This is a genomic window from Sphaerotilus sp. (assembly GCF_034519685.1).
Lineage (GTDB): Bacteria > Pseudomonadota > Gammaproteobacteria > Burkholderiales > Burkholderiaceae_C > Sphaerotilus.
Genome location: NZ_JAXHOF010000003.1, coordinates 447,423 through 472,961 on the forward strand (window position 1 = coordinate 447,423; position 25,539 = coordinate 472,961).

The 25,539-nt window shown below is 68.6% G+C and carries 24 protein-coding genes; 10 read left to right on the forward strand and 14 right to left on the reverse strand.

Annotated features, from left to right (window positions below; genetic code table 11):
* Positions 1-32 precede the first annotated feature (32 nt).
* The 4 genes from U5O44_RS05580 to U5O44_RS05595 are packed head-to-tail and all read right to left on the reverse strand — an operon-like array spanning position 33 to position 2,517.
* Positions 33-512, reverse strand: coding sequence for a DoxX family protein (locus U5O44_RS05580; RefSeq protein WP_322587473.1), 480 nt, complete (start codon positions 510-512; stop codon positions 33-35).
* Between the two features lie 34 nt (positions 513-546).
* The gene (locus tag U5O44_RS05585) at positions 547-1,377 is read right to left on the reverse strand and encodes a DNA-binding domain-containing protein (RefSeq protein WP_322587474.1); all 831 of its coding nucleotides are present in this window, start codon (positions 1,375-1,377) and stop codon (positions 547-549) included.
* Positions 1,374-2,231 carry an MbnB/TglH/ChrH family RiPP precursor modification enzyme gene (locus tag U5O44_RS05590; RefSeq protein ID WP_322587475.1) on the reverse strand — a complete coding sequence of 286 codons (858 nt, stop codon included), beginning with the start codon at positions 2,229-2,231 and terminating at the stop codon, positions 1,374-1,376. Before U5O44_RS05590 ends, U5O44_RS05585 begins: the two co-directional genes overlap by 4 nt.
* Before the next feature lie 10 nt (positions 2,232-2,241).
* Positions 2,242-2,517, reverse strand: coding sequence for a BufA1 family periplasmic bufferin-type metallophore (locus U5O44_RS05595; protein ID WP_322587476.1), 276 nt, complete (start codon positions 2,515-2,517; stop codon positions 2,242-2,244).
* A gap of 177 nt (positions 2,518-2,694) precedes the next feature.
* Between U5O44_RS05595 and U5O44_RS05600 the strand changes: the two genes are divergently transcribed.
* Together U5O44_RS05600 and U5O44_RS05605 are read left to right on the forward strand one after the other, a co-directional pair.
* Positions 2,695-3,261 carry a sigma-70 family RNA polymerase sigma factor gene (locus U5O44_RS05600; RefSeq protein WP_322588471.1) on the forward strand — a complete coding sequence of 189 codons (567 nt, stop codon included), beginning with the start codon at positions 2,695-2,697 and terminating at the stop codon, positions 3,259-3,261.
* A gap of 34 nt (positions 3,262-3,295) precedes the next feature.
* The gene (locus U5O44_RS05605) at positions 3,296-3,511 is read left to right on the forward strand and encodes a zf-HC2 domain-containing protein (protein WP_322587477.1); all 216 of its coding nucleotides are present in this window, start codon (positions 3,296-3,298) and stop codon (positions 3,509-3,511) included.
* 1 nt (position 3,512) lies between these two features.
* Here U5O44_RS05605 and U5O44_RS05610 read toward each other — a convergent pair whose 3' ends face one another.
* On the reverse strand, positions 3,513-4,781 hold the full coding sequence (locus tag U5O44_RS05610; RefSeq protein ID WP_322587478.1) for a glycosyltransferase family 2 protein: 1,269 nt from the start codon (positions 4,779-4,781) through the stop codon (positions 3,513-3,515).
* Between the two features lie 564 nt (positions 4,782-5,345).
* Here U5O44_RS05610 and U5O44_RS05615 point away from each other — a divergent pair.
* The 3 genes from U5O44_RS05615 to U5O44_RS05625 all read left to right on the forward strand — a co-directional run bounded on the left by U5O44_RS05615 (position 5,346) and on the right by U5O44_RS05625 (position 9,125).
* Positions 5,346-6,260: a polysaccharide deacetylase family protein gene (locus U5O44_RS05615; protein WP_322587479.1), complete on the forward strand. Its 915-nt coding sequence runs from the start codon at positions 5,346-5,348 to the stop codon at positions 6,258-6,260.
* Between the two features lie 117 nt (positions 6,261-6,377).
* Positions 6,378-7,922 (forward strand): lipopolysaccharide biosynthesis protein, encoded by a 1,545-nt coding sequence (locus tag U5O44_RS05620; RefSeq protein WP_322587480.1) that lies wholly within the window; start codon positions 6,378-6,380, stop codon positions 7,920-7,922.
* Between the two features lie 135 nt (positions 7,923-8,057).
* Positions 8,058-9,125 carry a glycosyltransferase family 2 protein gene (locus U5O44_RS05625; protein WP_322587481.1) on the forward strand — a complete coding sequence of 356 codons (1,068 nt, stop codon included), beginning with the start codon at positions 8,058-8,060 and terminating at the stop codon, positions 9,123-9,125.
* A 34-nt stretch (positions 9,126-9,159) separates the two neighbouring features.
* Here the strand turns inward: U5O44_RS05625 and U5O44_RS05630 are convergent, their stop codons facing one another.
* The 5 genes from U5O44_RS05630 to U5O44_RS05650 form a co-directional block, all read right to left on the reverse strand.
* Complete coding sequence (locus U5O44_RS05630; protein WP_322587482.1) at positions 9,160-10,284, reverse strand: GNAT family N-acetyltransferase; 1,125 nt, start codon at positions 10,282-10,284, stop codon at positions 9,160-9,162.
* 239 nt (positions 10,285-10,523) lie between these two features.
* Positions 10,524-11,450, reverse strand: coding sequence for an arginase (gene rocF, locus U5O44_RS05635; RefSeq protein WP_322587483.1), 927 nt, complete (start codon positions 11,448-11,450; stop codon positions 10,524-10,526).
* A gap of 2 nt (positions 11,451-11,452) precedes the next feature.
* A complete protein-coding gene (locus tag U5O44_RS05640) occupies positions 11,453-12,358 on the reverse strand; it encodes an LOG family protein (RefSeq protein ID WP_322587484.1) in 906 nt (301 codons plus the stop codon).
* Positions 12,339-13,118, reverse strand: coding sequence for a HesA/MoeB/ThiF family protein (locus tag U5O44_RS05645; protein WP_322587485.1), 780 nt, complete (start codon positions 13,116-13,118; stop codon positions 12,339-12,341). The genes U5O44_RS05640 and U5O44_RS05645 overlap by 20 nt, the downstream gene beginning before the upstream one ends.
* A 13-nt stretch (positions 13,119-13,131) precedes the next feature.
* A complete protein-coding gene (locus U5O44_RS05650; RefSeq protein WP_322587486.1) occupies positions 13,132-14,595 on the reverse strand; it encodes a S41 family peptidase in 1,464 nt (487 codons plus the stop codon).
* Positions 14,596-14,838: 243 nt separating this feature from the next.
* Between U5O44_RS05650 and U5O44_RS05655 the strand changes: the two genes are divergently transcribed.
* Positions 14,839-15,135 carry an AbrB/MazE/SpoVT family DNA-binding domain-containing protein gene (locus U5O44_RS05655; RefSeq protein WP_322587487.1) on the forward strand — a complete coding sequence of 99 codons (297 nt, stop codon included), beginning with the start codon at positions 14,839-14,841 and terminating at the stop codon, positions 15,133-15,135.
* Positions 15,132-15,572, forward strand: a complete 441-nt coding sequence (locus U5O44_RS05660) for a type II toxin-antitoxin system VapC family toxin (protein WP_322587488.1) — start codon at positions 15,132-15,134, stop codon at positions 15,570-15,572. The genes U5O44_RS05655 and U5O44_RS05660 overlap by 4 nt, the downstream gene beginning before the upstream one ends.
* Here the strand turns inward: U5O44_RS05660 and U5O44_RS05665 are convergent.
* Positions 15,561-19,223, reverse strand: coding sequence for a CHAT domain-containing protein (locus tag U5O44_RS05665; protein WP_322587489.1), 3,663 nt, complete (start codon positions 19,221-19,223; stop codon positions 15,561-15,563). The two genes, U5O44_RS05660 and U5O44_RS05665, sit on opposite strands and share 12 nt — an antisense overlap.
* A 62-nt stretch (positions 19,224-19,285) precedes the next feature.
* Positions 19,286-20,074 (reverse strand): hypothetical protein, encoded by a 789-nt coding sequence (locus U5O44_RS05670; RefSeq protein WP_322587490.1) that lies wholly within the window; start codon positions 20,072-20,074, stop codon positions 19,286-19,288.
* Between the two features lie 101 nt (positions 20,075-20,175).
* Here U5O44_RS05670 and queF point away from each other — a divergent pair, with 101 nt between their 5' ends.
* Both queF and U5O44_RS05680 read left to right on the forward strand, forming a co-directional pair.
* Positions 20,176-21,033, forward strand: a complete 858-nt coding sequence (gene queF / locus U5O44_RS05675) for an NADPH-dependent 7-cyano-7-deazaguanine reductase QueF (RefSeq protein WP_322587491.1) — start codon at positions 20,176-20,178, stop codon at positions 21,031-21,033.
* Entirely contained in the window at positions 21,030-21,392 is a 363-nt protein-coding gene (locus U5O44_RS05680; RefSeq protein ID WP_322587492.1) for an ArsC family reductase, read from the forward strand. Before queF ends, U5O44_RS05680 begins: the two co-directional genes overlap by 4 nt.
* On the opposite strand, the gene U5O44_RS05685 is transcribed toward U5O44_RS05680, so the two are convergent.
* Positions 21,358-22,521 carry a DNA alkylation repair protein gene (locus U5O44_RS05685; protein WP_322587493.1) on the reverse strand — a complete coding sequence of 388 codons (1,164 nt, stop codon included), beginning with the start codon at positions 22,519-22,521 and terminating at the stop codon, positions 21,358-21,360. The genes U5O44_RS05680 and U5O44_RS05685 overlap by 35 nt on opposite strands.
* Positions 22,522-22,656: 135 nt before the next feature.
* Here U5O44_RS05685 and U5O44_RS05690 point away from each other — a divergent pair, with 135 nt between their 5' ends.
* On the forward strand, positions 22,657-25,038 hold the full coding sequence (locus U5O44_RS05690) for a penicillin-binding protein 1A (RefSeq protein ID WP_322587494.1): 2,382 nt from the start codon (positions 22,657-22,659) through the stop codon (positions 25,036-25,038).
* On the opposite strand, the gene U5O44_RS05695 is transcribed toward U5O44_RS05690, so the two are convergent.
* Positions 25,022-25,537: a M48 family metallopeptidase gene (locus U5O44_RS05695; protein WP_322588472.1), complete on the reverse strand. Its 516-nt coding sequence runs from the start codon at positions 25,535-25,537 to the stop codon at positions 25,022-25,024. The two genes, U5O44_RS05690 and U5O44_RS05695, sit on opposite strands and share 17 nt — an antisense overlap.
* Between the last annotated feature and the right edge of the window lie 2 nt (positions 25,538-25,539).

Consider the following 25,539-nt stretch of genomic DNA (forward strand, 5'->3'; position numbering starts at 1 on the left):
GAACACATTGATCCTGACGGACAGCCGGACGATCATGCCAGCACAGGACGTCTGGCCGGCAGACGCTGCCCGATGACCGCATCCAGCGACCACCGACCCGGCCCCCACAGCACCAGCCCCGCCAGCAGGCTGCCCCAGAAGACATGCAGCGCCAACGCTGGCTCCGGCATCTCGGGCACGCTCAGCACGGCCACGATGTTGACGACGGACAGCCCCAGCGCCGCGATGCGTCCGCCCAGTCCGAGCACCAGCAACACCGGCAACACCAGCTCGCCCGCCGTGCCCAGCGCCGCGGCCAGTGCGGGCGACAGCAGCGGCACCTGGTATTCCTCGGTGAACAGCAGCAGCGTCGTCTCCCAGTCACGCAGCTTGGTCAGCCCGGCGAGGAAAAACACCTTGGCCACGAACAGCCGCGCTGCCAGTTGCGCCAGCGGCTGCAGGGATTCGAGCAGCCCGACCAGCCGGGCATGGGCACGGCGCACGGGATGGAACAGGGGCACGTCGGTCAGCATGGGAATCTCCTCGGGTCGTCAAGTCTTCAGGTCTTCAGGTCGTCACGTCGATGCGCACCAGCAGGCCATCGGCCACCGCGGGCGCGAGCCATCGCTCGACATCGAAGCCGGGCACGCCGAGCGCCGCGGCCAAGGGTCGCGCCTGCCCGAAGGCAAGGCGCAGGAATGCGGCGGTCTGTGCATCGACCTCGGCCACCCGCACCGTCCAGCCCTGGCGCCAGACCAGCGCGGTCTCGGCGCGCCGGGCCGCCAGCGCCGCACGGGCGTCGGCAAACGGGTCGGGCTGCGCGGTCTGCTGCGGGTCGTGGTGGGCGCGCCAGACCGTCACCACCGGATGCGCGCTGGCCACCAGCGCCAGCCCCGGCGCGGGCCGCAGCACCAGCCGGTCCGGCTCGGTGTCGCCCAGGCGCATCAGCGTGGACAGCTCGGCCTCGACCTCCTCCGCCCCCTCGGCCTGGGCCACCGCGTCGTCGAGACGGGCCACGTCGGCCAGGTACGGCAGGTCGGCCAACTGCTCGGCCTCCGCCAGAAAGGCCGGCAAGGTGTCGCCCCACTGCGCCAGATCACCCCGCCCCGGCGGCGACTGGCGCCAGAACGCCCGGGCCATCGGGCCGAAGGTCTCGGCGCCGAGCATGGCCTGCACCGTCGGGTAGCGCGCGCCCAGCGCCCGCTCGGCGTTGACGGCGGCGTTGGCGGTGTAGACCGCCAGGCCGCGCGCCAGATCGGCGCGTTTCGGCGCCCGGGTCCAGCCCGCCAGCGGCGCGGCCTGCCCGCTGCGCAGCGCCTGCATCAGCAGCCGCTGGCGGATCTGCTCGCGCTGGAACGCCTCGGTCGAGATCGTGTCGGTCGTGCCGGTGGCGCTCATGCCTGGGCCTCCTGCTGCACGGCGTCGGCCTGCGCGGCTTCGTCCAGCAGCACCTCCAGCGGCGGCAGGTCGGTGTCCCATTCGATCAGCGTCGGCACCGGGCCGTGGCGCCGCATGGCATGGGCGTAGACCTGCCAGACGGGCGGGTGGACGCGGCTGCCGTGGTCGTCGATGACGAGGGTGTCGGTCTCGACATAGCCGGCCAGGTGGACCTCGCCCGCCACCCCGGGCGCCAGCCGATCGACCCAGGCACAGGCGCGGCGCACGGCGGCGGCCTCGTCGTCGCCCGCGTTCAGCGCGTTGACGACGAGGTTGTTGACATCGAGCAGCACGCCGCAGCCACTGCGCCATGCCAGCTCGTTGAAAAAATCCGGCTCGGCCAGCCCGTCGTCGGCCCAGCCGAGGTAGGCGCTCAGGTTCTCGACCAGGATCGGCCGGCGCAGGTGCTCCTGCACCTGCTGCACGTTGCGGACCATGATCGCGAGCGAGGCGTCGGTGAAGGCGATCGGCAGCAGGTCGCTGCCGTGCCAGACCGGCGCGCCGCGTCCGGGATCGACCCGGGCGAAGCTGGCGTGGTCGGACACGCGCACCGGCTCGGTGGCCGCCACCAGCGCGGCCAGCCGGTCCAGGTGCCACGCATCCAGCCCGCTGGCACTGCCGAGCGACAGGCCGACACCGTGCAGGCTGATGGCGTAGTCCTGGCGCAGATCGGCCAGCACAGCGCGGGCCGCGCCGCCCGGCGCGAAGTAGTTTTCGCTGTGGACTTCGAGGAAGCCGAGCGGCGGGCGCTGCTGGCGCAGCCGAGCGGCGTGGGGTTGGCGCAGGCCGATGCCCGCAGAGGTCAGTGCAGGCATGGCGGACGCCTTACTTCTTCATGCCCATCTTGGCTTCTTCGGCGGTCATGCCCTTCATGTCCTTGCAGGTGCCCTTCGGCACGTATTTCCACTCGCCGGCGTCGTTGTCCATCTTGCTTTGGCCGGCGCAGGAGTGGGTGCCCGAGAGGTTGGCGCAGTCGTTCTGGCCGGCCTTGGCGATGCCGTAGCACTTTTCCTTGGCCTTGTCCTGCGCAGCGGCCGGGGCGATGACGCCGAGGGCCAGGACGGAAGCGAGGGCGGAAGAGAGGATGAGGCGCTGGTTCATGTGGAATCTCCGAAGTCGCGACGACGCGACGGGTTGGGGGTAGGAACGCATCTCGCTGGGCCGCCCGGACGGCGGTGTTGTGCAGCGGACAGGACTCTGTCGCACGGACCGGCCAAGTCCTTACACTGCCGACAAACTTTTTTCGGATCGCCCCCGATCCCGCCACCCATGAGTGACATGAGTGACTTCGCCCGACAGGTCCAGGCCCTGCGCCCCCAGCTGCTGCGCTATGCCCGCAACCAACTGCGCAACGACGCCTGGGCAGAGGACGCGGTGTCCGAGACACTGCTGGCCGCGCTGGAAAAGCCGCAGGCCTACACCGGCGCGGCGCAGCTCAAGACCTGGCTGATCGGCATCCTCAAGCACAAGGTGATCGACCAGATCCGCCGCCACCGGCGCGAGGTCTCGACCACCTCGGACGACGACGACCGGGAAGACCTCGACGACCTGATGTTCCGGGCCGACGGCCACTGGCAGGAAGCGCCCGCCGACTGGGGCAATCCGAGCGCGGCGCTGGGGCAGCGGCAGTTCTTCGAGGTGCTGGAAGCCTGCATGGAACACCTGCCGGGCCAGCAAGGGCGGGTGTTCATGATGCGCGAGTGGCTTGAACTCGACACCGACGAGATCTGTAAGGAAACCGGCATCAGTTCGACCAACCTGTTCGTGCTGCTGCACCGGGCGCGGCTGCGGCTGCGCGACTGCCTGCAGGTGAACTGGTTCAGCCGGCCACGGACACAGCCCTGACCACGATCCGATACGCCCCGACCGAGCCCACGCCATGCGACTTCGCCTGACCTGCAAGGAAACCACCCGCCTCGTGCTCGAAGGCGAGGACCGCGCACTGCCGCTCGGCGAGCGGGTGCTGGTGCGGATGCACCTGGGCATGTGCAGGGGCTGCACGCGCTTCTCGCAGCAGGTGCGGCTGATGCACGGGGCGCTGGACGGCTGGCGCCGCTATGCCGATGGCAAGGACGACACCCCGCCCAGATCCTGAATCAGCGGACGCGCGACCGCGGGAGATCGCCCAGCGCCGTGTCGGTCACCGTCTGGCCATCGCCGGGCACCGGGTGCCGTGATGCCGAAGGGTTCCACACACGACGCAGCCCCTTGCGCAGGGCCGTGGCAGGCGACAGCCGCCCCGTGAACAACCGCCCCAGGACATCGGTGCCGCGCATCCAGCCGCGGTAGAGCCGGCCGGCCATGGCATCCGAGGGCGCCAGCTGCGCCAGCACCAGCCTCGGCCAGGCCGCCCACAGTCCCCGTCGCCAGGCGGTGGCCTGGCGCAGATAGCCGATGGCCTCCTGCCGAAGCCCGAGCGCCAAGGCCCGGTGTCCGACCGCCAGACAGTAATGGCGGCGCAGGCGCAGCGTCTCCTCGTCGGTGCAGTCCGGCCCGGCGAACAGCTCGTCGAAGAAGCCGAGCTTGTTCACCTCGAAACGGTAAGCCCCGCTGCCGGTGGCCAGATGGGCCTGCGCCAGCGGCTGGTTGCCGGCAGCACGTTCGTACTTGATCGCCGAGGGCACCGCGATCATGCTGGCCGGAAAGGCCCGCGCCAGCCGTGCGAGGAAGTGGTAGTCCGCCGCGCTGCGGGTGTGGGTGGCGAAGGGACCGATGTGGTCGATGGCCTCGCGTCGGCACAGGGTGACGGGCAGCCAGTTCAGGTAGCCCCAGCGCATGTGGGGAAAGAGCTGCCCCTGGTAGAGCATCGCGTCGGGGCGGCCGATCGACTCGACGATCTCGCGCCCCCAGTCGCCGACGATGCGCTTGCGCTCGTAGACGCGCAGGTAATCGTCCCGCACACCGGGCGGCAGCAGCAAGGCCCGCGAGCCGATCGCCCGCGCGAAACCACAATAGAGAACACCGATGTCGTGGCGGTCATGCTGAATCGGCGCCGAACCATCGCCCAGGTCTTCCGTGAACTCGGTGGTCACCCATTGCCGGTCGGGATGCGCCCGCAGAAATGCCGTGGTCAGCGCCAGAAAATGCGGCAACCATTCATCGTCGGAATCCAGAAAGGTAATGAAGCGCCCGCGGGCGGCCTGCAATCCGGTGTTGCGGGCAACATACACACCCTGGTTGGCCTGCTCGATGTAACGCAGGCGCGGATCCAGGCCTTCCAGGCGGGCACGGGTGCCATCCGTCGATCCATCGTCGACCACCAGCAGCTCCCAATCTTCAAAGGACTGCTTCAGAACACTGGCAACCGCTCGGCCGACCACATCCACTCGGTTGAACGTTGGCAAAACGATAGAAACTTCAGGCATTTGTCAAGGATCAACCCATCAATCACACATGAATTTACGCAACCTGATCACGGATCGGGTCGCATTGATTGTTCACATTGATCGTAGTCGCAACAAATGGGGCGGTCTACAATGTTCCGACGTTGCGAGAGGCGCTTCATTTTGGATTCAGACTGGCGACGACCAGCCGGGGCAGTCCCAAGCGCGAAAACCCACTTCAGACCATGCAGACTTCCACGACGACATGCCACCGCAGACGCGGGCAGGCGTCACAATACGCCGCGCCATGCCGGCATGGCGTTTTCAGTACGGGAACACTGGGACTGGTTTTCTGCATGAATCCTTGTCGATCAGCGCTGTCCTGCAGGCCCGAACACGTAAATCCCTTTTACTTCGCAGACCACTGCAATTCGGTGCCCGTATGGCGGGTTGGACACCCACCCCGATGGAAACAATAAGTTACGTTGCAGATAATATCAACGCCACGGGAACACTACCCGGGGAGTGGGAGTAACTCGAATGATCAGGATTTCTCGTCCGATTGCGCGCTGGTTCGTACAGGCCCGGTATCCATCGGGGACCAACTTGCTGCCCATCCTGATGTACCACAGGGTGCTGGCCGAGCCGGATCCGCTGCAGCCGGATGTGCCGCACCAGGCCTTGCTGGCCGAACAGTTCCGCACGCTGGCAGGCGCCTTCAATGTGCTGCCCCTGCACGAGGCTGCGGCGCTGCTCCAGCAGGGCCGACTGCCTCCGGGCGCGGCCTGCATCACCTTCGACGACGGCTACCGCGACAACCACGACCTCGCGCTGCCGCTGCTGCGCGAGTTCGGTCTGCCGGCCACCGTGTTCGTGGCCACCGGGTTTCTCAATGGCGGCCGCATGTTCAACGACTCGGTGGTCGAGACCGTGCGCCGACTGGACACCGGTGCCATCGACCTCTCGCGTGTCGGACTCGGCACGCGCCTGGTGAGTGACATCGCCTCGCGCCGCACGCTGATCAGCGACCTCACCAAGGCGGTGAAATACCTCGAACCCGCCGAGCGAGACGACTTCTGCGAAACCCTGTGCCACCGTGCAGGATCCCGTCTGCCCACCGATCTGATGATGGACGACCGACAGGTCAAGGCCATGTCGGATGCCGGCATCGACATCGGCGGCCACACCGTCAACCACCCGATCCTGGCCCGTGTCGACGCGGACGCAGCCCAGCGCGAGATCGACTCCAACCGCGACCAGATCACGGCCCTGACGGGCAAGCAGCCCCTGTGCTTTGCCTACCCGAACGGCAAGCCCAATCTGGACTACACCTCCGCGCATGCGCGCATGGTCAGCAAGGCCGGCTACCTGGCCGCGGTCTCCACCGCCGTCGGCGTGGCGTCCGATGATGCCGACCCCTTCCAGCTCCCCCGTTTCATGCCGCGGGAACGCAGCGCGGCGCAGTTCGTTGCGCGCATGGTGCGCATGGCGACACACCGCCATCGACAGGTTGCAGATTGACTTTCACATCAGAATACAATTTGTCACGTATCAGGTCTGCGGACAGCATCGGATCCGAACGATGACAGAAACTTCTATCGCAGCGGGTCTGCTCCCCCTGCCGCACAGGGCATCCAGATGAGCAACCAGTTCGGTGCCAAGGCCATGCTGCGCTCGGCATTGCTGATGACCGGCTCCACCTATGTCGCCTACGCGGCCGGTCTCGTGGCCAGCATGCTGGTGGCCCGCGCACTGGGCCCGGCAGACTTCGGCCGCTATGCCTACCTGATCTGGCTTTCCGGGGTGCTGGTGATCCTGATGAACCACGGACTCACCACGTCCGCGATCCGGTTTGTCTCGGAGTCGCTCGGCCGCAACGACCACGCCGGCGCGCAGGCGCTCCACCGCTGGTTCCAGAAGCGCCAGGGCTGGTCGATCCTCGTCGTCGGCGCCGTGTTTCTGGCGGGGCTGCCCTTTCTCAAGCCGGCGGGCTGGGAAGGGCATCTCGCCTTGTTCGCGCTGGTCGCGCTGCTGGCGTCCGCCACCAAGGCCTGGTACCTGTTCAGCATCTCGGTCGCAAAGGGCCACGGCCGTTTTGGCGTCGAGGCCGGTTCGGTCAGCGCGCTGAGCCTGGTCAATCTGGCGGGCGCCGGCATCCTGGCCTGGATTGGCGTTCCGCTCGACGGGTTCATGCTGCTGTTCCTGGTGGTGTCGATCGCCCATCCTGTCCTGGCGACCATCCAGTTGCGGCGCGCCAACATCCGCAAGGGCGGACGCGAATGCGAGGAAACGCTGCTGCAGCGGGTGCGGCCGCACCTGTTCTGGACCATGGTGAGCACCTTCGTGTTTGCCTTCAGCAACAAGTCGGTCGAGACTTTCCTGCTGAACAAGCTTGCCGGACCGGAGGCGGTGGGTTTCTTCACCATCGCGGCGACCTTGACCCGCGGTGGCGTCGAACTGCTGTCGGCCGGGCTCATCACCGTGCTCATGCCGATGATGGCGAATGCCTTTGGTGCGGGCGGCCGTGACCGCGTCAACCGCATCGCGGGCGATGCGGTCCGCTATTTCCATTTTCTCGGGCTGCTGCTGGCGGGCATCGGCTTCTTCTGGGCAGCCCCCGCGATCACGCTGATGTACGGCGACAAGTACGCACCGGCGGCCTTCGCCCTGCAGATGATGGTGATCATCCGCGGCCTCACGTTGTCACACGCGGCATTCGGCGCCCTGCTGTCGATCACCGACAACCAGCGCCTGCGGGCCGCAGAGTCCATCTTCGCCGTGGTGGTGAGTGCGGCGACCGCCATGTGGCTGGTGCCGCGCCACGGGCTCACGGGCGCGATCTTTGCCCACATGCTCTCGACCGCCTGCGTGTTCATGTTTTCGTATGCCTGCGTGCGGATCGTGCTGAAAGTGCCCTTGCCGTACGGGGACACCCTGCGCATGACCGCGGCAGCGCTGAGCGCAGCCGCGGTGTCGATGGGGGCCCTCATTGCCACCGATGCCCCGTCATCGCTGCACCAGATACTGGTGGGCGTGCTGTACGTGCTGACGTATCTGGCCTGCTCCCTGATCTTCAAGGTCTGGAATCAGCACGACCTGGCCATGCTGGGCAAGCTGGGCAACCGCATACCCGCCTTCAAGCGTCTGGCATTTCTGCTGATTCCATGGGCGCGGCATGTCTGATGCCTGAATGGACCGAGACTTGAGTAAAACTGAACACGGCGACTGACCGTGTTTGATCCAGGCTCATTCCAGGTGGGAAAACTTCCCTTTTCTTGCGGGTTCTGAAATCATGCGGGAAACCACGGAGCCCAGCCCATGTCAGGAGCCCCTGTCAGACCACCCGGCCTGATCAGCGTCGTCATACCGGCCTACAACGCCCAGCATTCCTTGCGCTCCACACTGGACAGCGTCCTTGCCCAGACCTGGCCAGACCTCGAAATCATCGTGGTGGACGATGGATCGACCGACCACACGGCGGAACTGCTGGCCACCTACAGCGATCGGGTGCGTACCATCCACCAGCCGAACGGAGGGCTCGCCAGTGCGCGCCGCACCGGTGTTGCAGCAGCCCGTGGCGAGTTGATCGCCCTGCTGGATGCGGACGACCTCTGCCGGTCGGAGCGTCTGGCCGTGCAGGCCCGCGTGCTGCAGCGCTGGCCGGATGTGGTGCTGTGCTGCAGTGATTTCGATGCGTTCGACGGGCATGGCCGGGTCGAACAGGCCTTCGCCGCACGCTACTACGCCGCCGTGCAACGGGCGCCGAATGGCATGCGGACGCTGCTCGACCGGGTCGACACGCTGGACCTGCAAGGCTGCTTGCCGGAAGGCTCGGACGAGACGGATCCACACGTGACCGTGTGCAGGGGCAAGGCCTACCGCGCGATCGCCCACGGCAACTTTGTCCACCCGCCCACCATCCTGTTCCGCCGCAGCCTGCTGGCACAGGTCGGCAGTTTCGACCCTGACGCAGGCTCGATGTGCGACTGGGACTGGGTGGCCCGTGTCGCCGGAGCCGGGCAGATCGCCTTCGTGGAGCGCGCCTTGCTCGACTACCGGATTTCGCCGACGCAGATGTCATCGCCGCGCCACCGCATCCGCGCCAGCACCGACACCTTGCGGGTGGCCGAGCGCATCTGCCGGCGCGACGAGGCGCTCTACCTGGCCGAACTGCCGCGCTTCCGGTCCGATCTTGGCTTCTTTTGTGCCGATGCAGCCGACGCCGCGGTCGAACACGACAAGCGCCGGGCAGCGCGGCTGCTCTGGCGCAGCGTGTTCCGCTTCGGCCGGATCGATGCGCTGACGCTGCGGGTCTTGCTCAAGCTGATCGTGCCGGGCTGGCTGCTGCTGGCCAGCCGCCAGCGACGCCTGACCAGTAGTCCCTGAGCGCCGCCAGTCCCCTTGGCAGGCCCTGGGCTGCTCAGTCAGCAGCAGGCGGCGACGGTGTCACCGGCGCTTGTGCCGTGGCGGCAGCCGCCGCGGCGATCTGGCGCTGTCGCCGACGGCGCAGCGCTGCCTCCAGATCAAAGCGCCAGGCCGGCGTGCGCAGTGTCGTCCAGGTCATCTGCTCCTCCAGCGTGGCCAGATTGACCTTGTAGCGCGACTCGCCCGCCATGAAGTCATAGACTTGGTGGCCCTGGCTGGCGTTGTACTGCGCAGCCAGCACATGGGCCACCAGACCGGGACGGGCATGCTTCTCGATCAGCCCGTACTCCAGCCCCGACTGGTAGAAATACACCCGCCCTCCTCGGACGAAGCCGTAGAGGAACGCGAGGTCGTGCTCGCCCACCGCCACCCGCAGCAGTTGCACCCCGCCGTCCAGCAGGTGCCGCTCCACCAGGGTGCGGTGGAAGCGGGTGAAGAAGGCATTGCTGAACGCACCCGGCTGACCCTGCGCCACCCAGTGCGCCTGGTGGAGCGCGGCCAGCCGGTCCAGCCAGTCCAGGCCCTGCGCCACGGTGGACGCTGCCTCCAGCGTGATCGCGCCCAACTGCCCGTATTCCTTCATGCTGCGGCGAATCTGCGAGCGGGTGTTGGCGCTGATGCATTTCAGGAAATCCCCCCCGGCGTCACGCACGGCCTGCAGGTCCACGGCATAGGAATGCCGGACCCAGTCCTCGCGTGTCACCTTGCGCCGCCCCGACAGCTCCACCCCCACCGGCCAGCCGGCACCTGCCAGCCCCGGCAGGCTCACCTCGGTCACGCCCCGCAGCGCGGCCAGCCAGTGGCCCAGCATGGCGGCGCGCACCGCGTCGGCCTGTGTCCGGTCGAGCAGGAAGTCGTTGTGCTCGACGGTGAGGATGTCGCAGTCCGGACGGCCTGTGGCGTGCAGGTGGGCCGTGGCGCAGAACCGCAGGCCGAAGCGCTGGCGCGGTGGTCCGTCGACGACCAGCGCCAGCCCGACGGTCTGCTCGCCTTGACGGGCTTGCAGCAAGCGCGGCTGGACATCGGGCGGCAAGGTGTCGAGCCACACCCCGATCCAGGCCCACGACGTGAAAAAACTGGCGTCCGAACGGGAATCGAGGTCCAGCCATTGCGCCTGCAAGCGGGACCGCTCCGGGAGCGGCGTCAGGGACAGGGTGTACGCGGTTCGGGAATCGGAGGGCGAGGAAGGGGAGGTCCGAACGGTCATGCGCGATGGGGATGAAGTGGGGCCGAAGAGGACAGGAGACAACCTGGCAACGTAGCTGCATTGTCGCCGCCTCGCCCGTCACGCCGATGACGGGCCGCTTGGCCGCCCCTCGGACTCGCCAGATCCCCGGCGCGAAACCCCTCAATTGCGCATCACTTGCGCATCAGCGTGCTCTTGCCGAACAGGCTTTCGATCAGATCGACCGCGAGTTCGGCCGTCCGGTTGCGCAGGTCGAAGGCCGGGTTCAGCTCGACGACGTCCAGCGAGGCGAGTCGTCCGGTGTCGGCGATCATCTCCATGCAGAGCTGCGCCTCGCGGTAGGTCGGCCCGCCAGGCACCGTGGTGCCGACACCGGGCGCAATGTCCGGATCGAGGAAGTCGACGTCGAAGCTGACATGCAGATGGGTGTTGGCATCCAGCGTGGCCAGGGCCAGCTCCATCGCATGGCGCATGCCCATCTCGTCGATGAAGCGCATGTCGAAGACTTCCAGATCCTGCTGGTGCACGAAGCGCTTCTCGCCCTCGTCCACGCTGCGGATGCCGATCTGGCGGATCACCTTGGGCGAGATGGCCGGCACATGCCCGCCGATGTGGGTCAGCTCGTCCGGGCCAAAGCCGCAGAGACAGGCCACCGGCATGCCGTGGATATTGCCGCTGGGCGTGATGGTGCTGGTGTTGAAATCCGCGTGGGCGTCGAGCCACAGCACACGCAGCTTGCGGCCCTGCGCGCGGCAATGGCGCGCCACGGCGCTGATCGAGCCGATGCCCAGACAGTGGTCACCGCCCAGCATGATCGGCAGACGACCTGCCTGCAGTTCCGCCAGCACGGCCTCGTGCGTCAGGCGGTTCCAGTGCGCCACTTCGGCCAAGTGGCGATAGCCGTTCACCGGGGGCTGCCACGGGTTGGCCGGGCCAGACAGGTTGCCGGTGTCGCGCACCGTCAGCCCATGCGCTTCGAGCCGCTCGCGCAGACCGGCCACACGCAGCGCCTCCGGCCCCATCGACGCCCCCCGAGCGGACGCGCCCGCGTCGGTCGGCACGCCGATCAGGGCCACTTCCGGTCTGTGCAGCAGGGCCATGCTCACATGTCCTCGGCGAACTTGCCGGTCTGGGTGTCGGGCAGGTCGAAGCCGTAGTGGGCCGACAGGCAGGCCCAGGCCTCCTCCGCGGTCTCGACAAAATGGAACAGCTCGGTATCACGCGGGCCGATCATGCCGGTCTCGATCAGCCAGTCGAAGTCGATCAACCGGCTCCAGAACGCACGCCCGAACAGCAGGATCGGCCGGCGGCGGGACTTGCCGGTCTGGACCAGCGTCATCGTCTCGAACAGCTCGTCCAGCGTGCCGAAGCCGCCCGGGAAGCACACCAGCGCGATGCTGCGCATCAGGAAATGCATCTTGCGCAGCGCGAAATAGTGGAACTGGAAGCACAGCTCGGGCGTGATGTAGGCGTTCGGCTCTTGCTCATGCGGGAGCACGATGTTCAGGCCGATGCTGCGTCCGCCGACCTCGTGTGCACCGCGGTTGCCCGCTTCCATGATGCCGGGGCCGCCGCCGGTCACGACATGGATCGGCGTCTCCAGCCGACCGGATTCGCGCGTGACGATGCCGGCAAAGCGGCGTGCCTCCTCGTAGAAGCCGCTCATCTGCACCTGGGTGGTGGCGCGGGCGATGGCAGCAGCGTCTCCCGTGGCCTGGGCTTCGGCAAGCCGCGCCGCCGATACCTCCAGCGGCAGGATCCGGGCACTGCCGAAGATCACGACCGTGGCTTCGATGCCCTGCTCGCGCTGCACCAGCTCTGGCTTGAGCAGCTCCAGCTGCATGCGCACAGGCCGCAGCTCGTCGCGCAGTAGGAACTCGTTGTCCGTGAAGGCCAGCCGGTAGGCGCTTTCCGGTCCGCTGTAGCGGGAGGCCGGCTGGGCGGCGAGGGCCTCTTCCTCCGCGCTGGGGAAGTTGCGGGCGATCAGGTCAGGGTGTTGTTGGTCCATGGTGTGCAGTGTGTCGACCCGCGCAGACAGGACACGCGGGGTCGCGTCCCAGGCGGATCTCGGTCCATTCCATGCGGCGTACGTCGAGCATCTGCAGCCGTCCGGCCAGCGACGTGCCGAAGCCGGCGAGGATCTTCAACGCTTCCGCGGCCTGCACCGTGCCGATGATGCCGACCAGCGGCGCGAACACGCCCATCGTGGCGCAGCGCACCTCCGGCACCTCCGCAGACGGCGGAAACACGCAGGCATAGCAGGGATCGGCCGCGCCGCGCGGATCCCAGACCGAGACCTGCCCGTCCAGCCCGATCGCCGCGCCCGAGACCAGCGGCTTGCCATGCCGCACGCAGGCGGCGTTGACGGCGTGCCGGGTCGGGAAGTTGTCGCTGCAGTCCAGCACGACATCGGCCTGCGCCACCAGCGTGTCGAGCAGCGCAGCGTCTGCGCGCTCGGCGATGGTGTGCACGCGCACCTCCGGGTTGATCTCCGCCATCGACGCTGCGGCCGACTGCACCTTGGGCTGGCCGACACGCGCCTCGGTGTGGGCGATCTGGCGCTGCAGGTTGGTGCGGTCCACGGTGTCGTGGTCGACCACGGTGACCGTGCCGACGCCTGCGCTCGCCAGATAGAGCAGCACCGGCGAGCCCAGCCCGCCCGCGCCGATCACCAGCGCATGGCCCGACAGGATGCGCTGCTGCCCCTCCACGCCAATCTCGTCGAGCAGGATGTGCCGGCTGTAGCGCAGCAGCTGGTCGTCGTTCATGTCCAGCTCGACTTCAGTTCGACTTCGGTGTTTCGGGTTTGCGCTCGACCTGCGTCTTCGAGGCCATCACCGGCTTGCCCTTCAACCGGTTGAGCGCCTGCTGCAGCGGGAAGTCATCGGGTGCGCCGTACTCGGGCAGAGCCGAGACGGGCCGGTTCTTGTCACGCGCTTCCTTGGCCTTCGTGTTGGCCTCTTCCAGCTTCTTGAGCGCCTCTTCGCGGGCCTTTTCGCGCGCCGCATCCTTCTTTTCGGCTTCCGGGCCGTTCACGAGGTGCTTGTCCAGATCGGCCTCGCGCAGGCGCAGCGCGGCATACGGGCTGCCTTCGGCGGTCTCGTCGACGGGGATGTCCGGCAGGATGCCCTTGGCCTGGATCGACTGGCCCGACGGCGTGTAGTAGCGCGCCGTCGTGATCTTCAGCGACGTGTTGGGCATCGGCAGGCGCGCCATCTCGCTCTGCACCGAGCCCTTGCCGAAGGTCTGCGAGCCCATGATGACGGCGCGCTTGTGGTCCTTCAGCGCGCCCGCCACGATCTCGCTGGCCGACGCCGAGCCTTCATTGACGAGCACCACCACCGGCACCGTCTTGACCAGCGCCGGCAGCCCGGCCAGCACATCGTTGCCATCGCGCGAATAGAACATCGGCGACGCCTTCAGCACGCTGCGCGACTCGGCGATCTGGCCGTTGGTGGAGACGACCACCACGTCCTTCGGCAGGAAGGCCGCCGACACGCCGACGGCGCTGTCGAGCAGACCACCCGGATCGTTGCGCAGATCGAGCACCAGGCCCTTGAGATTCGGCTCGGCGCGGAAGATCTCCTTCAGCTGCTCGGCGAAATCCCGCAGCGTCGGCTCCTGGAACTGGTTGATGCGGATCCAGGCATAGCCCGGCTCCATCACCTTCGAGCGCACGCTCTTGGTCTTGATCTCCTCGCGCACGATCGGCACGGGGAAGGTGCGGTTCTCGGCCTTGCGGTAGACGGTCAACAGCACCTTGGAGCCGCTGGGGCCACGCATGCGCTTGATCGCCTGGTCCATGTTCAGGCCCTTGACCGGCGTCTCGTCGATGCGGGTGATGAGGTCACCGGTCTGCAGGCCGGCGCGGAAGGCGGGCGAGCCCTCGATCGGCGAGACGACCTTGACGAGGCCCTCCTCCATCTCGATCTGGATGCCGACCCCCGTGAACTTGCCGCTGATGCCTTCGTGGAACTCCTTGTAGGCCTGTCCCTCGAAATAGGCCGAGTGCGGGTCGAGCCCGGACACCATGCCGCCGATCGCGTCACGGATCAGCTTCTTCTCGTCCACCGGCTCGACATAGGAGCGCTTCACCAGGTCGAACACCGCGGCGAGCTGCTGCATGTCCTCCAGCGGCAGGGGCGACAGCGCACTGCGCGCCGTGGCCTGCAACTGCATCGTGGTCAGCGCACCGGCAATGGCCCCAACCGCCACCCAACCCGCAACCTTCAATTTGCTACCCATCTCGGACACCTCTTGCGTTGCAGGCCATGCCAGCCTGCACACCATGAATTGATCGGCCAGTATAGGACCGGCCATGTGCGCCACCGCTGAAGGATCCGCCAAGCCCCTGCACGCATCCGGCGAGAAGCGGGAAATCCGGCCATTCGCCGCACGGGCGCAGGAACCCGGCACGGCCAGCAGGACTGTGCGCGGAAGTGGCTAAACTGCGCAAACACTCCCGCCCGTCCTGCCGAGTCCCCTCTGATGCACACCGCCAGCCTCTCCAGCAAAGGCCAGATCGTCATCCCCAAGGCGCTGCGCAACGAGTTGAACCTGCTGCCCGGCACCCGGTTCGAACTGAGCGTAGACGCCGGGCGTCTCGTGCTGGAGCCGCTGCGCGAGCCCGAATTCGACCTGGAGGCCATCCACGCCGCGGTCGACGTGCTCGCCGGCTGTCTCCACCGCCCGGATGCCGTCGCCACCAGCGCGCCCGAGGACGCAGCGGCCATCGTCGCCCTGCTCGGCGCCGAGGACCGCCGAATGGGGCGGGGCCAGCCATGATCTTCCTCGACAGCTCGGTGCTGGCGCGGCTCATCCTGCGCGACCAGCCTGCCGCCTACCTCGCCGCACGCGAACTGCTGCGCCAGCCCAAGCGCTACGGCGTCACCGGCACGGTACTGCTGGAGCTGGTCTGGCTGCTCAAGAGCAAGCGCATCGGCAACAACGACCTCAGCCGCGCCATCGCCGCCATCCTGGCGCTGCCCAACCTGCACTGCCCCGACATCGAAGCCGTCTGGACCGCCCAGATGGCACATACCGCCGGCATGGACTTCGCCGACGCGCTGCACCTGGCGATCAGCGCCGAGGCCGGCGCCACGGCGTTTGTCACGGCCGATCCCGTGCTGGCGCGCCACGCCGAGCGGCTCGGGCTGCAGCCGCCGGTCACGCTGATCGCGTCTGGATCCGCCCTCGACGCGGCGGCGCCGTCAGGCGGCTGAGGCGGCGCGGATCTGCTGGCGGAGCTGGTGGATCTCGGCGATGCCGTTGGTGTCGCCCATCGTTCGGAAACCGCCTTCGGCTGTGTCCAGCACCGTCAGGGCTTCCTCCGGCAAACCGCCCACGGCGAGCACCTGCGCCAGACATGCCCCGATCGGCGCAATGAAATCGGGCCGCTGCAGCTTCAGACTCAACCCGAACGCCTCCGCCAGTTCATCGTGTATCCCCTGCAACGCCTGCGGGTCACGGACATGATCCCCACGCTGCAGACGCAACAATGCAGTGCGGAAGCGGATGTGCGCCAAGCTGTCGATGTCGCCCAGCCGCTGTGCGACCGGCAGGCGTTCCAGATGCAGCGCCAGCGCCTCATCGAGCTGCCCGCGCGACTGCAGGATGTCCGCAATCTTGCCCTGCGTCACCGCCTTCGAGCGCACATCGCCCAGCCGCTCATACACCGGCAACTGTTCTTCCAGCCGGATCCGCAGCGCCTCATCGAGCTGCCCGCGCGACTGCAGGATGTCCGCAATCTTGCCCTGCGTCACCGCCTTCGAGCGCACATCGCCCAGCCGCTCAAACGCTGACAGCACCTCTGCCTGCAGGATCCGCAGCGCCTCATCGAGCTGCCCGCGCAACTGCAGGATGTCCGCAATCTTGCCCTGCGTCACCGCCTTCTCGCGCACATCGCCCAGCCGCTCATACACCGGCAACTGTTCTTCCAGCCGGATCCGCAGCGCCTCATCGAGCTGCCCGCGCGACTGCAGGATGTCGGCGATTTCTCCATGGGCAATGGCGGCTTCTCGGTCCATGTCGGTGGCGAGGAACAGGGTCACGGCGTGGGTGAACTGTCGCAGCGACTCCTCCGGTTCGGTCGCTTTCAGCAGACGGGCTTGGTACAGGACGGCGGCGGCTTGCTCCTGTGGACTGGTCGCGGTGGCCTGCATGGCGCGGGTGGCGTCCTGTTTCATCCGGTGCTTGCCGAGGCGATTGGCGCAGTCCACCGTGATGTGTGAGAGGCCGTGGCTGGCGGTCGCACCCAGGGCCGCCAGCTTGTCATGGGCCGGGGTCAGCACACTGGCCATGGCCCGCGAAGCGTCGTGGTGCATGGAAAACAGCACCCGCGCCGCCGCTTCCGCCACGCGGTTCAACAGCGTGGCCGCTGGTGCCGGCGCAGCCAAGGCCAGCCGGCAGAAACACAGCGCCCGGGTGTCCTGGGGCACAGCGCCGTTTTCCGTTCGCCAGAGCCGGTCCAGCGGCTCCAGCGCGGCAGCGGACAGCGCCGCCACCTCGGACTCCGGCAGCGCCGGGCACAGCGGCCGGGCCAGCGGGTTGACGGCGGCCTGGGGCGCCGGCGCGCCGCCGAGCTGGCCGAAGTCGTCGAGCAGGCCGAGGTGAATCAGCCGGTCCAGCGCCGCCGCCGCGCCCGTGACACCCGCCGCCGCCGCCACGGCGTCGAGCGCCGGCCGGGGAATCGGCACGCCCGTGTCAAACAGCGTGGCGGACTGCAGCGCACGCGCCTGGTTCGGTGTCAGGCCGTCGCGGTAGACCTCGAACGCCATGCGGTGAAAGAAGTCCAGCAGCGCGTTGTCGGAGTCGGCCGACGCCTGCGCCGCACCGGGGACGTGCTGTTGCAACCGCGCCCGCAGCGCCTCGGGCGGCTGGCCGTGGACGTTGAAAAACGTGATGGCCGCGAGGGCGCGTTCAGCCGCCGCCACCTCGCCAGCCAGCAGCGGGCGGGTCAGCGTCTCCTGCAGGCCCGGATTGCCGGCGGCCAAGTCCAGCGCCTGCTGTTTCAGGCGTTGTAACGCGTCCGAATCCTGCGCCGGCTGCGTCAGCAGGCGCTCGGCGGCGGCGAGCTGTTTCTCGCGGTCGAGTTCGTTCATCGGCTGCAGCGGTACACGGGTCAACCGCGCGGCGAGGTCGCCGCCGCGCTCGTCGGCGAGGCGGAACACATAGCGGCTGGTGAGCAGCAGGCGCGACGCCGTGCGCCCCGATACCCGGTCAAATGCCTGCAGCACGGCCAGCAGCGCCGCCCGCCACTGCGGGTGTTTCACCTCGGTCAACACGCCCGCTTCCTCGGCCCTGGGCGGGGTCAGCACCTGCTCCAGGTCGTCGATGACCAGCAGGATCGGCTGGTCGTTCAACCACCCGGTCAGCCAGTCCTCCAGCGCATCCGCGAGCGCCGTTGGATCGGCCTGCACCTCCTCGCGCCACCGCGCCTTGGCTTCGCGGACCTCCATTGCGCGGGGCAGGCAGTCCTGTACCCGGTCCAGAATTTCCAGCGCGTCATAGCGCCCGAACACCACCGCCACCCGGTGCCGCGCCAGCCGGCTGGCAATGCGCGCCGCGACGCTGGACTTGCCGAGGTTGCCCATGCCGTGCAGCAGCACGCCGGACGTGGTGCCTTCGTCAAAGGCCCGAAACGCCCGGAACACCGCCTGCATGACCCGGCGCCGCCCGACAAAGGCCGACCGGCCCGCCACGGGCACCCGCTGGCGGTGGTCATCGAGAAACGCCTTGTCGTTCGCGCCCCCCGCCAGCGCGTGCGCCGGCCGACGCCGGTCGATCAGCGGCACCGAGCCGCCGTGGGCACCGACGTACAGGCGGGCCAGATGCCAGTGCTGGCCGGTTCGCGGGTCGGCCCGGTGCTGGACCAGCAACGCCGTGCGCGCCCGCGCGGCGGCATGGGGCACGGTGTTGGCCAGCGACAGTTGCCGGTAGAACGCTTCGGCATAGGCCCGGGCATCCCGGTCGTACACCGATCCGTCCCACCCCAGCACATGCGCAATCCCGGACCGGACCAGGCTGCGCACCATCGACTCGACCGGCGTGGCCACCCGCGCCACGCCGCCGGCTGGCCGGGTCTGCGCCGTGACCTGTTCAGCCGTGCGACAGGCCGACAGGAACACCAGAGGCGGTCGGTCACCGCCGCCCAACGCGCCGGACAGTTGTCCGGCATCGACGAGACTCCGCCGGCCGCCATCGTCTTCCAGCGCCAGCAACGGACCACGCTTGGCGTCGATCGTGCCGTGACAGGACAGGTGCAGCACCTCGAACGGCTTGTCGTCGGCCAAGCGACGTTGCAGCGGCTCCAGCGCGCCGGACTCTTCGACCAGCAGGTGCAGCGCCGCGCCCCGTGTGGCCTGCAGGATCGCGCTTTCCTCGCTTTCGAACGACAGTACATGCTCGCCATCGGGCGCTGCGGCCATGAACAGCATCTGCAGGTCGCGGTGAAGCGCGGCCCAGGGGCTGCCCGCCGCCGCCAGCCGCCGCACCACCTCGAACACCTGCACGGTGTCGGCCGCCAGTGGTGAGCCCTCCTGCACCAGCAGCTCCCACGGCGCATCCAGCAGCGCGTCGGCCAGCGGATGGCGCGGCTGGTCGACGAGGATGTCCAGGCACCGCGCCTCCGGCTCGTTCGCCCACGCCGACGCCCACCCGCCGTCCTCGTCCAGCCACTGCCACATCTCGGTGCCGATCTGCTGCAACACCGCCGCCGCCCCGGCGTCGTGCCGCGCCACGGCCTCGTCATAGGCGCGAGCCCACGCCTGCAGCCGCCCGCGCGCGGTAGCGCCGTCGAGGCGGCGTTCGGACCGCGCGGCGTTGTCGGCGCGGCAGTACACGTCGTCGCCCAGGATTTCGATCGTTGCTTTCATGGATGCTCCCCCTCGTCGTTGTCTTCAATCCGGCTTCAATCCGGCTTCAATTCAATCCTGCATCACCCCAGCACCAGCCCGGCCAGAAAGTCCTGCGACGCCACGCCCAGCTTGTGCCGCACCGGCTCGCGCACGGCGGCGTACTGGTCGGTATTGAGCGTGAGTTTCTGCGCCGCCGTCCAGAAGGTCAGCGCCTGCGCGCCCCAGCCGGTAAACAGCACGCGCCGGCGCCGGTCATCGCAGCGAAAGTGAAATGCGCCGAGCGCCATCGACAGCGCGCCATTGGCCGAACGCTGCACGGCGCCGATCTGGAAATTCCCGCCCGTGTGCGACTGGCTGTGGAAGTTGAAGAGCTGCATTGAGCCGTTCTCGTCCGCCAGCGCCTCCAGCGCGCCCAGCGCCTCGGTCAGCACCGCCAACTGGTTCTGCGTCGCCACTGCCGCGATCACGGCCAGCGCCGCCTTGTCGAGCCGCAGTTCGCCCTCGGTCTGGCGGAAGGTGGCGAAGGCGAGCTGCTCGGCGGTCCAGCCGACGGACTCCAGGATCTGCACGTACAGCCCGTACCAATCGGCCACCTGCGTGTGGCGGTCGAATCGCCCGCTGGCCCCGCGCTGCGCGAGCTGCACCGAATAGAGCACGTCGTCGCGCGCCTGCACGCCCACCCCGTCGACGAACGACAGCACGCTGCCCACGTCCACCGCCGCCTGCAAGTCCGCCGGCAGCGCGAACGCAGGCAAGTCCGGAGCCGGTGCCGGCGCCGCAGCCGACGCATCGCGAGTGACCGTGCGCCGAAGGTGGACCGGCACGGCGCGGGACAACACCAACTGGTCGATGAACTCGTGTGCGGACATGGTGTCTCCCTGTGCGAAGCGGGCGCTTGGTGGGGGGTTGGCCCAGTGATGGCGAATTATGCAGATCGGCGCGCCCGCGCCCGCTTCGCTACCATCGCGGCATGACTTTCGTCCACACCGACCCCGACGCCTCTCCACTGGGCAAACCTGTCGCCACCTACCGCGACACCTACGCCCCCGAGCTGCTCTACCCCCTCTCGCGCACCCCCAAGCGCGAAGAGATCGGCCTCACCACCACGAACGCCGACGGCCGCCTGCCCTTCATGGGCGCCGACCTGTGGACGGCATTCGAGCTGTCATGGCTGACGCCGCGGGGTAGGCCGGAGGTGGCGCTGGCGACGTTCACGGTGCCGTGCGAGTCGCCCAACATCATTGAGAGCAAGTCGCTCAAGCTCTACCTCAACAGCTTCAACATGACGCGTTTCGAGTCGCCGGACGCCGTGCGCGAGGTGCTGGTGCGCGACCTGAGCGCGGCGGCTGGCGTGCGGGTGGGCGTGCGGCTGGTGCTGCCGGAGGCGTTCGATGCGCAGCCGATCCACGAGCTGTCCGGCCTGTGCCTGGACCGGATGGACATCGACTGCGACGTGTTCCAGCCGGCGCCCGAGCTGCTCACCGCCGCCTTCGACGAGCTACCCGTCACCGAGACGCTCACCTCGAACCTGCTCAAGAGCAACTGCCTCGTCACCGGCCAGCCCGACTGGGGCAGCGTGCAGATCAGCTACAGCGGCCCGCAGATCGACCAAGCCGGCCTGCTGCGCTACCTCGTCAGCTTCCGCGGCCACAACGAGTTCCACGAGCAGTGCGTCGAGCGGATCTACATGGACATCCTGACGCGCTGCAAGCCGCTCAAGCTGCAGGTCTACGCGCGCTACACCCGGCGCGGCGGCCTCGACATCAACCCCTGGCGCACCAGCCACCCCGCCGCCGCACCGGCCAACGTCCGCAACGCCCGCCAATGAGCAGCACCGAGTTGATGCTGTACGGCATCCCGAACTGCGACACGGTCAAGAAGGCCCGCGCGTGGCTGGCCGCGCAAGGGGTGGCCGTCACGTTCCACGACTTCAAGAAACAAGGTGTGCCCGAGGCGGCGCTGGACGGCTGGATCGCGGCCGTGGGCTGGGAAGCGCTGGTCAACCGCAGCGGTACGACCTGGCGCAAGCTCGACGACGCCACCCGGACCGCCGTCACCGACGCAGCCAGCGCCCGTGCGCTGATGGTCGCGCAGGCCAGCGTCATCAAGCGCCCGGTCGTGCAGTGGCCGGACGGCAGTGTCTCGGTCGGCTTCAGCCCGAAGCGCTTTGCCCAGACGCTGGGGTAAGGCCGAGCAGCTCGAACGCCGCGTCCGCCACCACCGCACCGTTGACCTGCAGCGCCACCCGGTGCTGGCCGGGATAGTAGACGCGGGTCGTGATCGGACGGACCGCGTGCTGCTTCACCAGCGTGCGTGTTTCGCCCGGCGCCAGTGTCAGGTTCCAGCCCTTGAAGACCTTGGGCGAGGTGCTGCCATTGGCCTTCACATGGTGGATGACATAGTCGACCACCAGCGCCTGCGGCCGGCGGGACAGCGAGGTCAGCGTCGCCGACAGGGCGACGCGCTCGCCCAGCGTGATCTGCGCCGGGGTGACGGCCAGGTCCGCACAGCCCTCCAGCGCCGCGCCCTGCCCCCAGGCCACCAGCACCGCCACATCACCCGCCTTGACCAGCGACCGGCTGGCATGGCGCAGCAAGGCGCGGCGCTCGGCCGAGGCCTCCGGGAGGTAGCGCCGCAGCCAGTCCGCGACCACGGCAGGGTGGTCCTTGGCGATGTCGTTGAGGTGGTTCGCCACCGAGCGACGGACATACGGGCTCGGATCATCCTGCAAGGCCGCCAGCAGTGGCAGCGTCGGCGTCGGATCGGCGATCAGCGGGCGCAGCTGCAGCCCCCAGGGCAGACGCGGCCGGCTACCCTCGCTGACGAGGCGGCGCACATGCGGACTGGGGTCGTCGCACCAGCGGCGCAATGTGGCGAACACGGTGTCCGGGTGCCGTAGCAGCAAGGGTCGGATCGCCCATTCGGCCGTGAAGCGCTGGGTCAAGGCATGCAGCGCCTGCAGCGCCCGGTGTGGATCGTCCAGCCCGCGGCGCGCCACCCATTCGCCCAGCGGCCACAGCGCCCAGCCGGCCAGCCCGTCCGGCCCGGTGCGCAGGCTGCCCAGCTCGGCATCGAGGGTGACCGGCGCGAGCGTGGCCTCCAGGATCGCTGCGCCGGCCTCGAACCCGGCGGGCAACGTCGCCTCCAGCGCGTCGGCGATCTGCATCGCCCGGGCCTTCAGCTCCAGCGCATCCAGCCCGTCGAGCGCCAGTTGCTCGAAACGGACACGCTCGACCGAGGGCGCGACCCGCTGGAGGTGCATCCCGATCGCCCTGACCACGGCAGGGTCCAGCAACATCTTGAAAGGTTCAGCCATCGACTCAGACGGAAAATGGCCCCCAGTGTGCACTGAACATTCCCCTTCCCATTCCTTAGGCGAGGATCGGCCCGCGAGGTCGGCCGCTACAGTCTGCGGGTCCACCCACTCCTGCCGCGCCGCACGCCCCTCGCCGTGAAGTCGACTCTCCCCCCGCACCGCCGCCGCTGGCAGGCCGTGCGCACGACAGGCAAGGTGCTGTTCGGTCTGGTGCTGGCCGTGGTGGTGCTGGTCTGCGCAGCGCTCGGCGTGGCCGTTGCCCACCTGTGGCAAGAGCTGCCGCCGCTCGACAAGGTCACCCACTATGAACCGCAGCAGCCCCTGATCGTCTACACCGCCGATGGCGTGCCGATCGGTCAGTTCGGTGCCGAGCGGCGCCAGTTCATGCCGATCGCCGAGATCCCGGCGATGCTGCAGGGCGCCGTGCTGGCCATCGAGGACACGCGCTTCGAGCGGCACATCGGCATCGACCCGATCGGCATCGCGCGTGCGGTCCTGGCCAACCTCGGCGGTGGCATGCGCCAGGGGGCGTCGACCATCACGCAGCAGGTGGCGCGCAATTTCTTCCTCTCGCCCAGCCGGACGCTGGAGCGCAAGCTCAAGGAAGCCCTGCTCGCCCTGCAGATCGAGCAGCGCCTCGGCAAGGCGCAGATCCTGGAGCTGTACATGAACCAGATCTACCTCGGCCAGCGCGCCTACGGCTTCGCTGCCGCCGCCCAGGTGTATTTCGGCAAGCCGCTGTCGGCGCTGTCGATCGCCGAGTCGGCCATGCTCGCCGGTCTGCCCCAGAACCCGAGCTACGCCAACCCGGTCACCAACCTCGCCCGCGCCCGCGCCCGGCAGGCATTGGTGCTAGGACGCATGGAAAAGGTCGGTCTGATCACACCGGAAGAGCGCACCACGGCGCTGGCCGAGGCGCTGGCGATACGGCTGCCCACGCACACCGAGGTCCATGCCGAGTACCTGGCCGAGATGGCGCGCCAGGCCGTGGTCGCCCGCTTCGGCGAGACCGCGAACGCGCAAGGCTACCGGGTCTACACCACCGTGCGGGCGGCCGAGCAGCAAGCGGCGTATGCGGCGCTGCGCGCCACCGTGCTGGACCATGAGCGCCAGCAGCCCTGGCGCGGCCCTGAAGCGCACGAGCCGCTGCCCTTCCTGCGCGGCGCAGAGCTGGAACGGGCAGCCGCCCAGGCCCTGCGCGACCACCAGGACGACACCGACCTGCGGCTGGCCATCGTCACCGAGACCGGCCCGCGGGGCGTCACCGCGCACATGGCCAGCGGCGAGACCGTCCAGCTCACCGGCGCCGGCCTCGCACGGGTGCGGGATGCACTGCTGCCGGATGCACCCCAAGCCTTGGCCGTTCGCCGTGGCGCCGTGGTGCGGCTGGAGCGGCTGGAGGCCGGATGGGCCATCGCCCAGTGGCCGCAGGTGCAAGCCGCCTTCGTCGCGCTGGAGCCGGGCAACGGACGGCTGCGCGCGCTGGTCGGTGGCTTCGACTTCACGCGCAGCCCCTTCAACCGGGCGACACAGGCCTGGCGGCAGGCGGGCTCCAGCATCAAGCCCTTCCTGTACTCGGCCGCACTGGAGCAGGGCATCATGCCCGACACCCTCGTCAACGACGCCCCGCTGCTGGGCGGTGACACCGGCGACGCCAACACCGGAACCGAAACCGAGGCCGGGACCGCCCTCAGCGGCTGGCAGCCACGCAATGCGGACGGCCGCTTCGATGGCCCGGTCACCGTGCGCCAAGGGCTGGTGCGCTCGAAGAACCTCGTCAGCCTGCGGCTGCTGCAGCAGATCGGGCTCGACAGCGCACGGGACTGGATCGGCCGCTTCGGCTTCGACGCTGCACGCCTGCCGAACAACCTGACACTGGCCCTGGGCTCGGGCAGCACCACGCCGCTGCAGCTCGCGCAAGCCTATGCCCTGCTCGCCAACGGCGGCCAGGACACGACCCCGGTCTTCATCGACCGCATCACGGATGCGCAGGGGGTGGTCGTCTTCCAGCCTCCGCCCCTGCCGCCCCACGAAGCCGACAGCCACGCCATCCCGGCACGCAATGCCTTCCTGGTCAACACGATGCTGCAGGACGTCACCCGCGCCGGCGGCACCGCCGCCCCCGCCCAGCGCACCTTGCAGCGCAACGACCTCTACGGCAAGACCGGCACCACCAACGACGCCGTCGACGCCTGGTTTGCCGGCTTCCAGCCCGGTGTCGTCGCAGTGGCATGGGTCGGATTCGACACCCCGCGCAGCCTGGGAGAGCAGGCGTCCGGCAGTTCACTGGCCTTGCCGATCTGGATCGGCTTCATGGAGCAGGCGCTGGCGGGGCGCCCCGAATCGACTCCGGTCGTGCCAGATGGCGTCGTGCGGGTCGGCGACGACTGGCGCTACGCCGAGTGGGCGCTGGGTGGACAGGTCCGCGAGATTGGTCTGGCGCCGCTGCCTGGTCCGGTCGAGCCACCAGCCATGCCCGCGTCCTCGCCCTTGCCCGCGCTCACGCCGGCGCTGTGACCGCCGTTGCGGCCGTGGCCACCTGGTCCAGGTGCGTCAGGTACAGCCGCAGATCGAACTCCAGCTGGTGGTAATCCGGCTCCATGTGGCAGCACAGCGCGTAGAACGCCTTGTCGTGCTCGCGCTCCTTCAGGTGCGCGAGTTCATGCACCACGATCATCTTCAGGAACGCCGCCGGCGCGTCGCGGAACAGGCTGGCCACCCGGATCTCGCGCTTGGCCTTGAGCTTGCCGCCCTGCACGCGCGAGATGGTGGTGTGGGTGCCGAGGGCGTGCTGGATGACCTTGAGCTTGGGGTCGTAGACCACCTTGGCCAGCGGCTCGGCGCTGCGGAGAAAGCGGCTTTTCAGTGCCTGCGTGTAGTCGTAGAGAGCGCGGTCGGTGCGGACCTCATGCGGCTCGGGATGGCGCTGGGCCAGCAGCGCGCCGAGCTTGTCCTGCGCGACCAGCGCCAGCACCTGCGCCTGCAGGTCGGCCGAGTAGCCGCGCAGGTAGTTCAGCG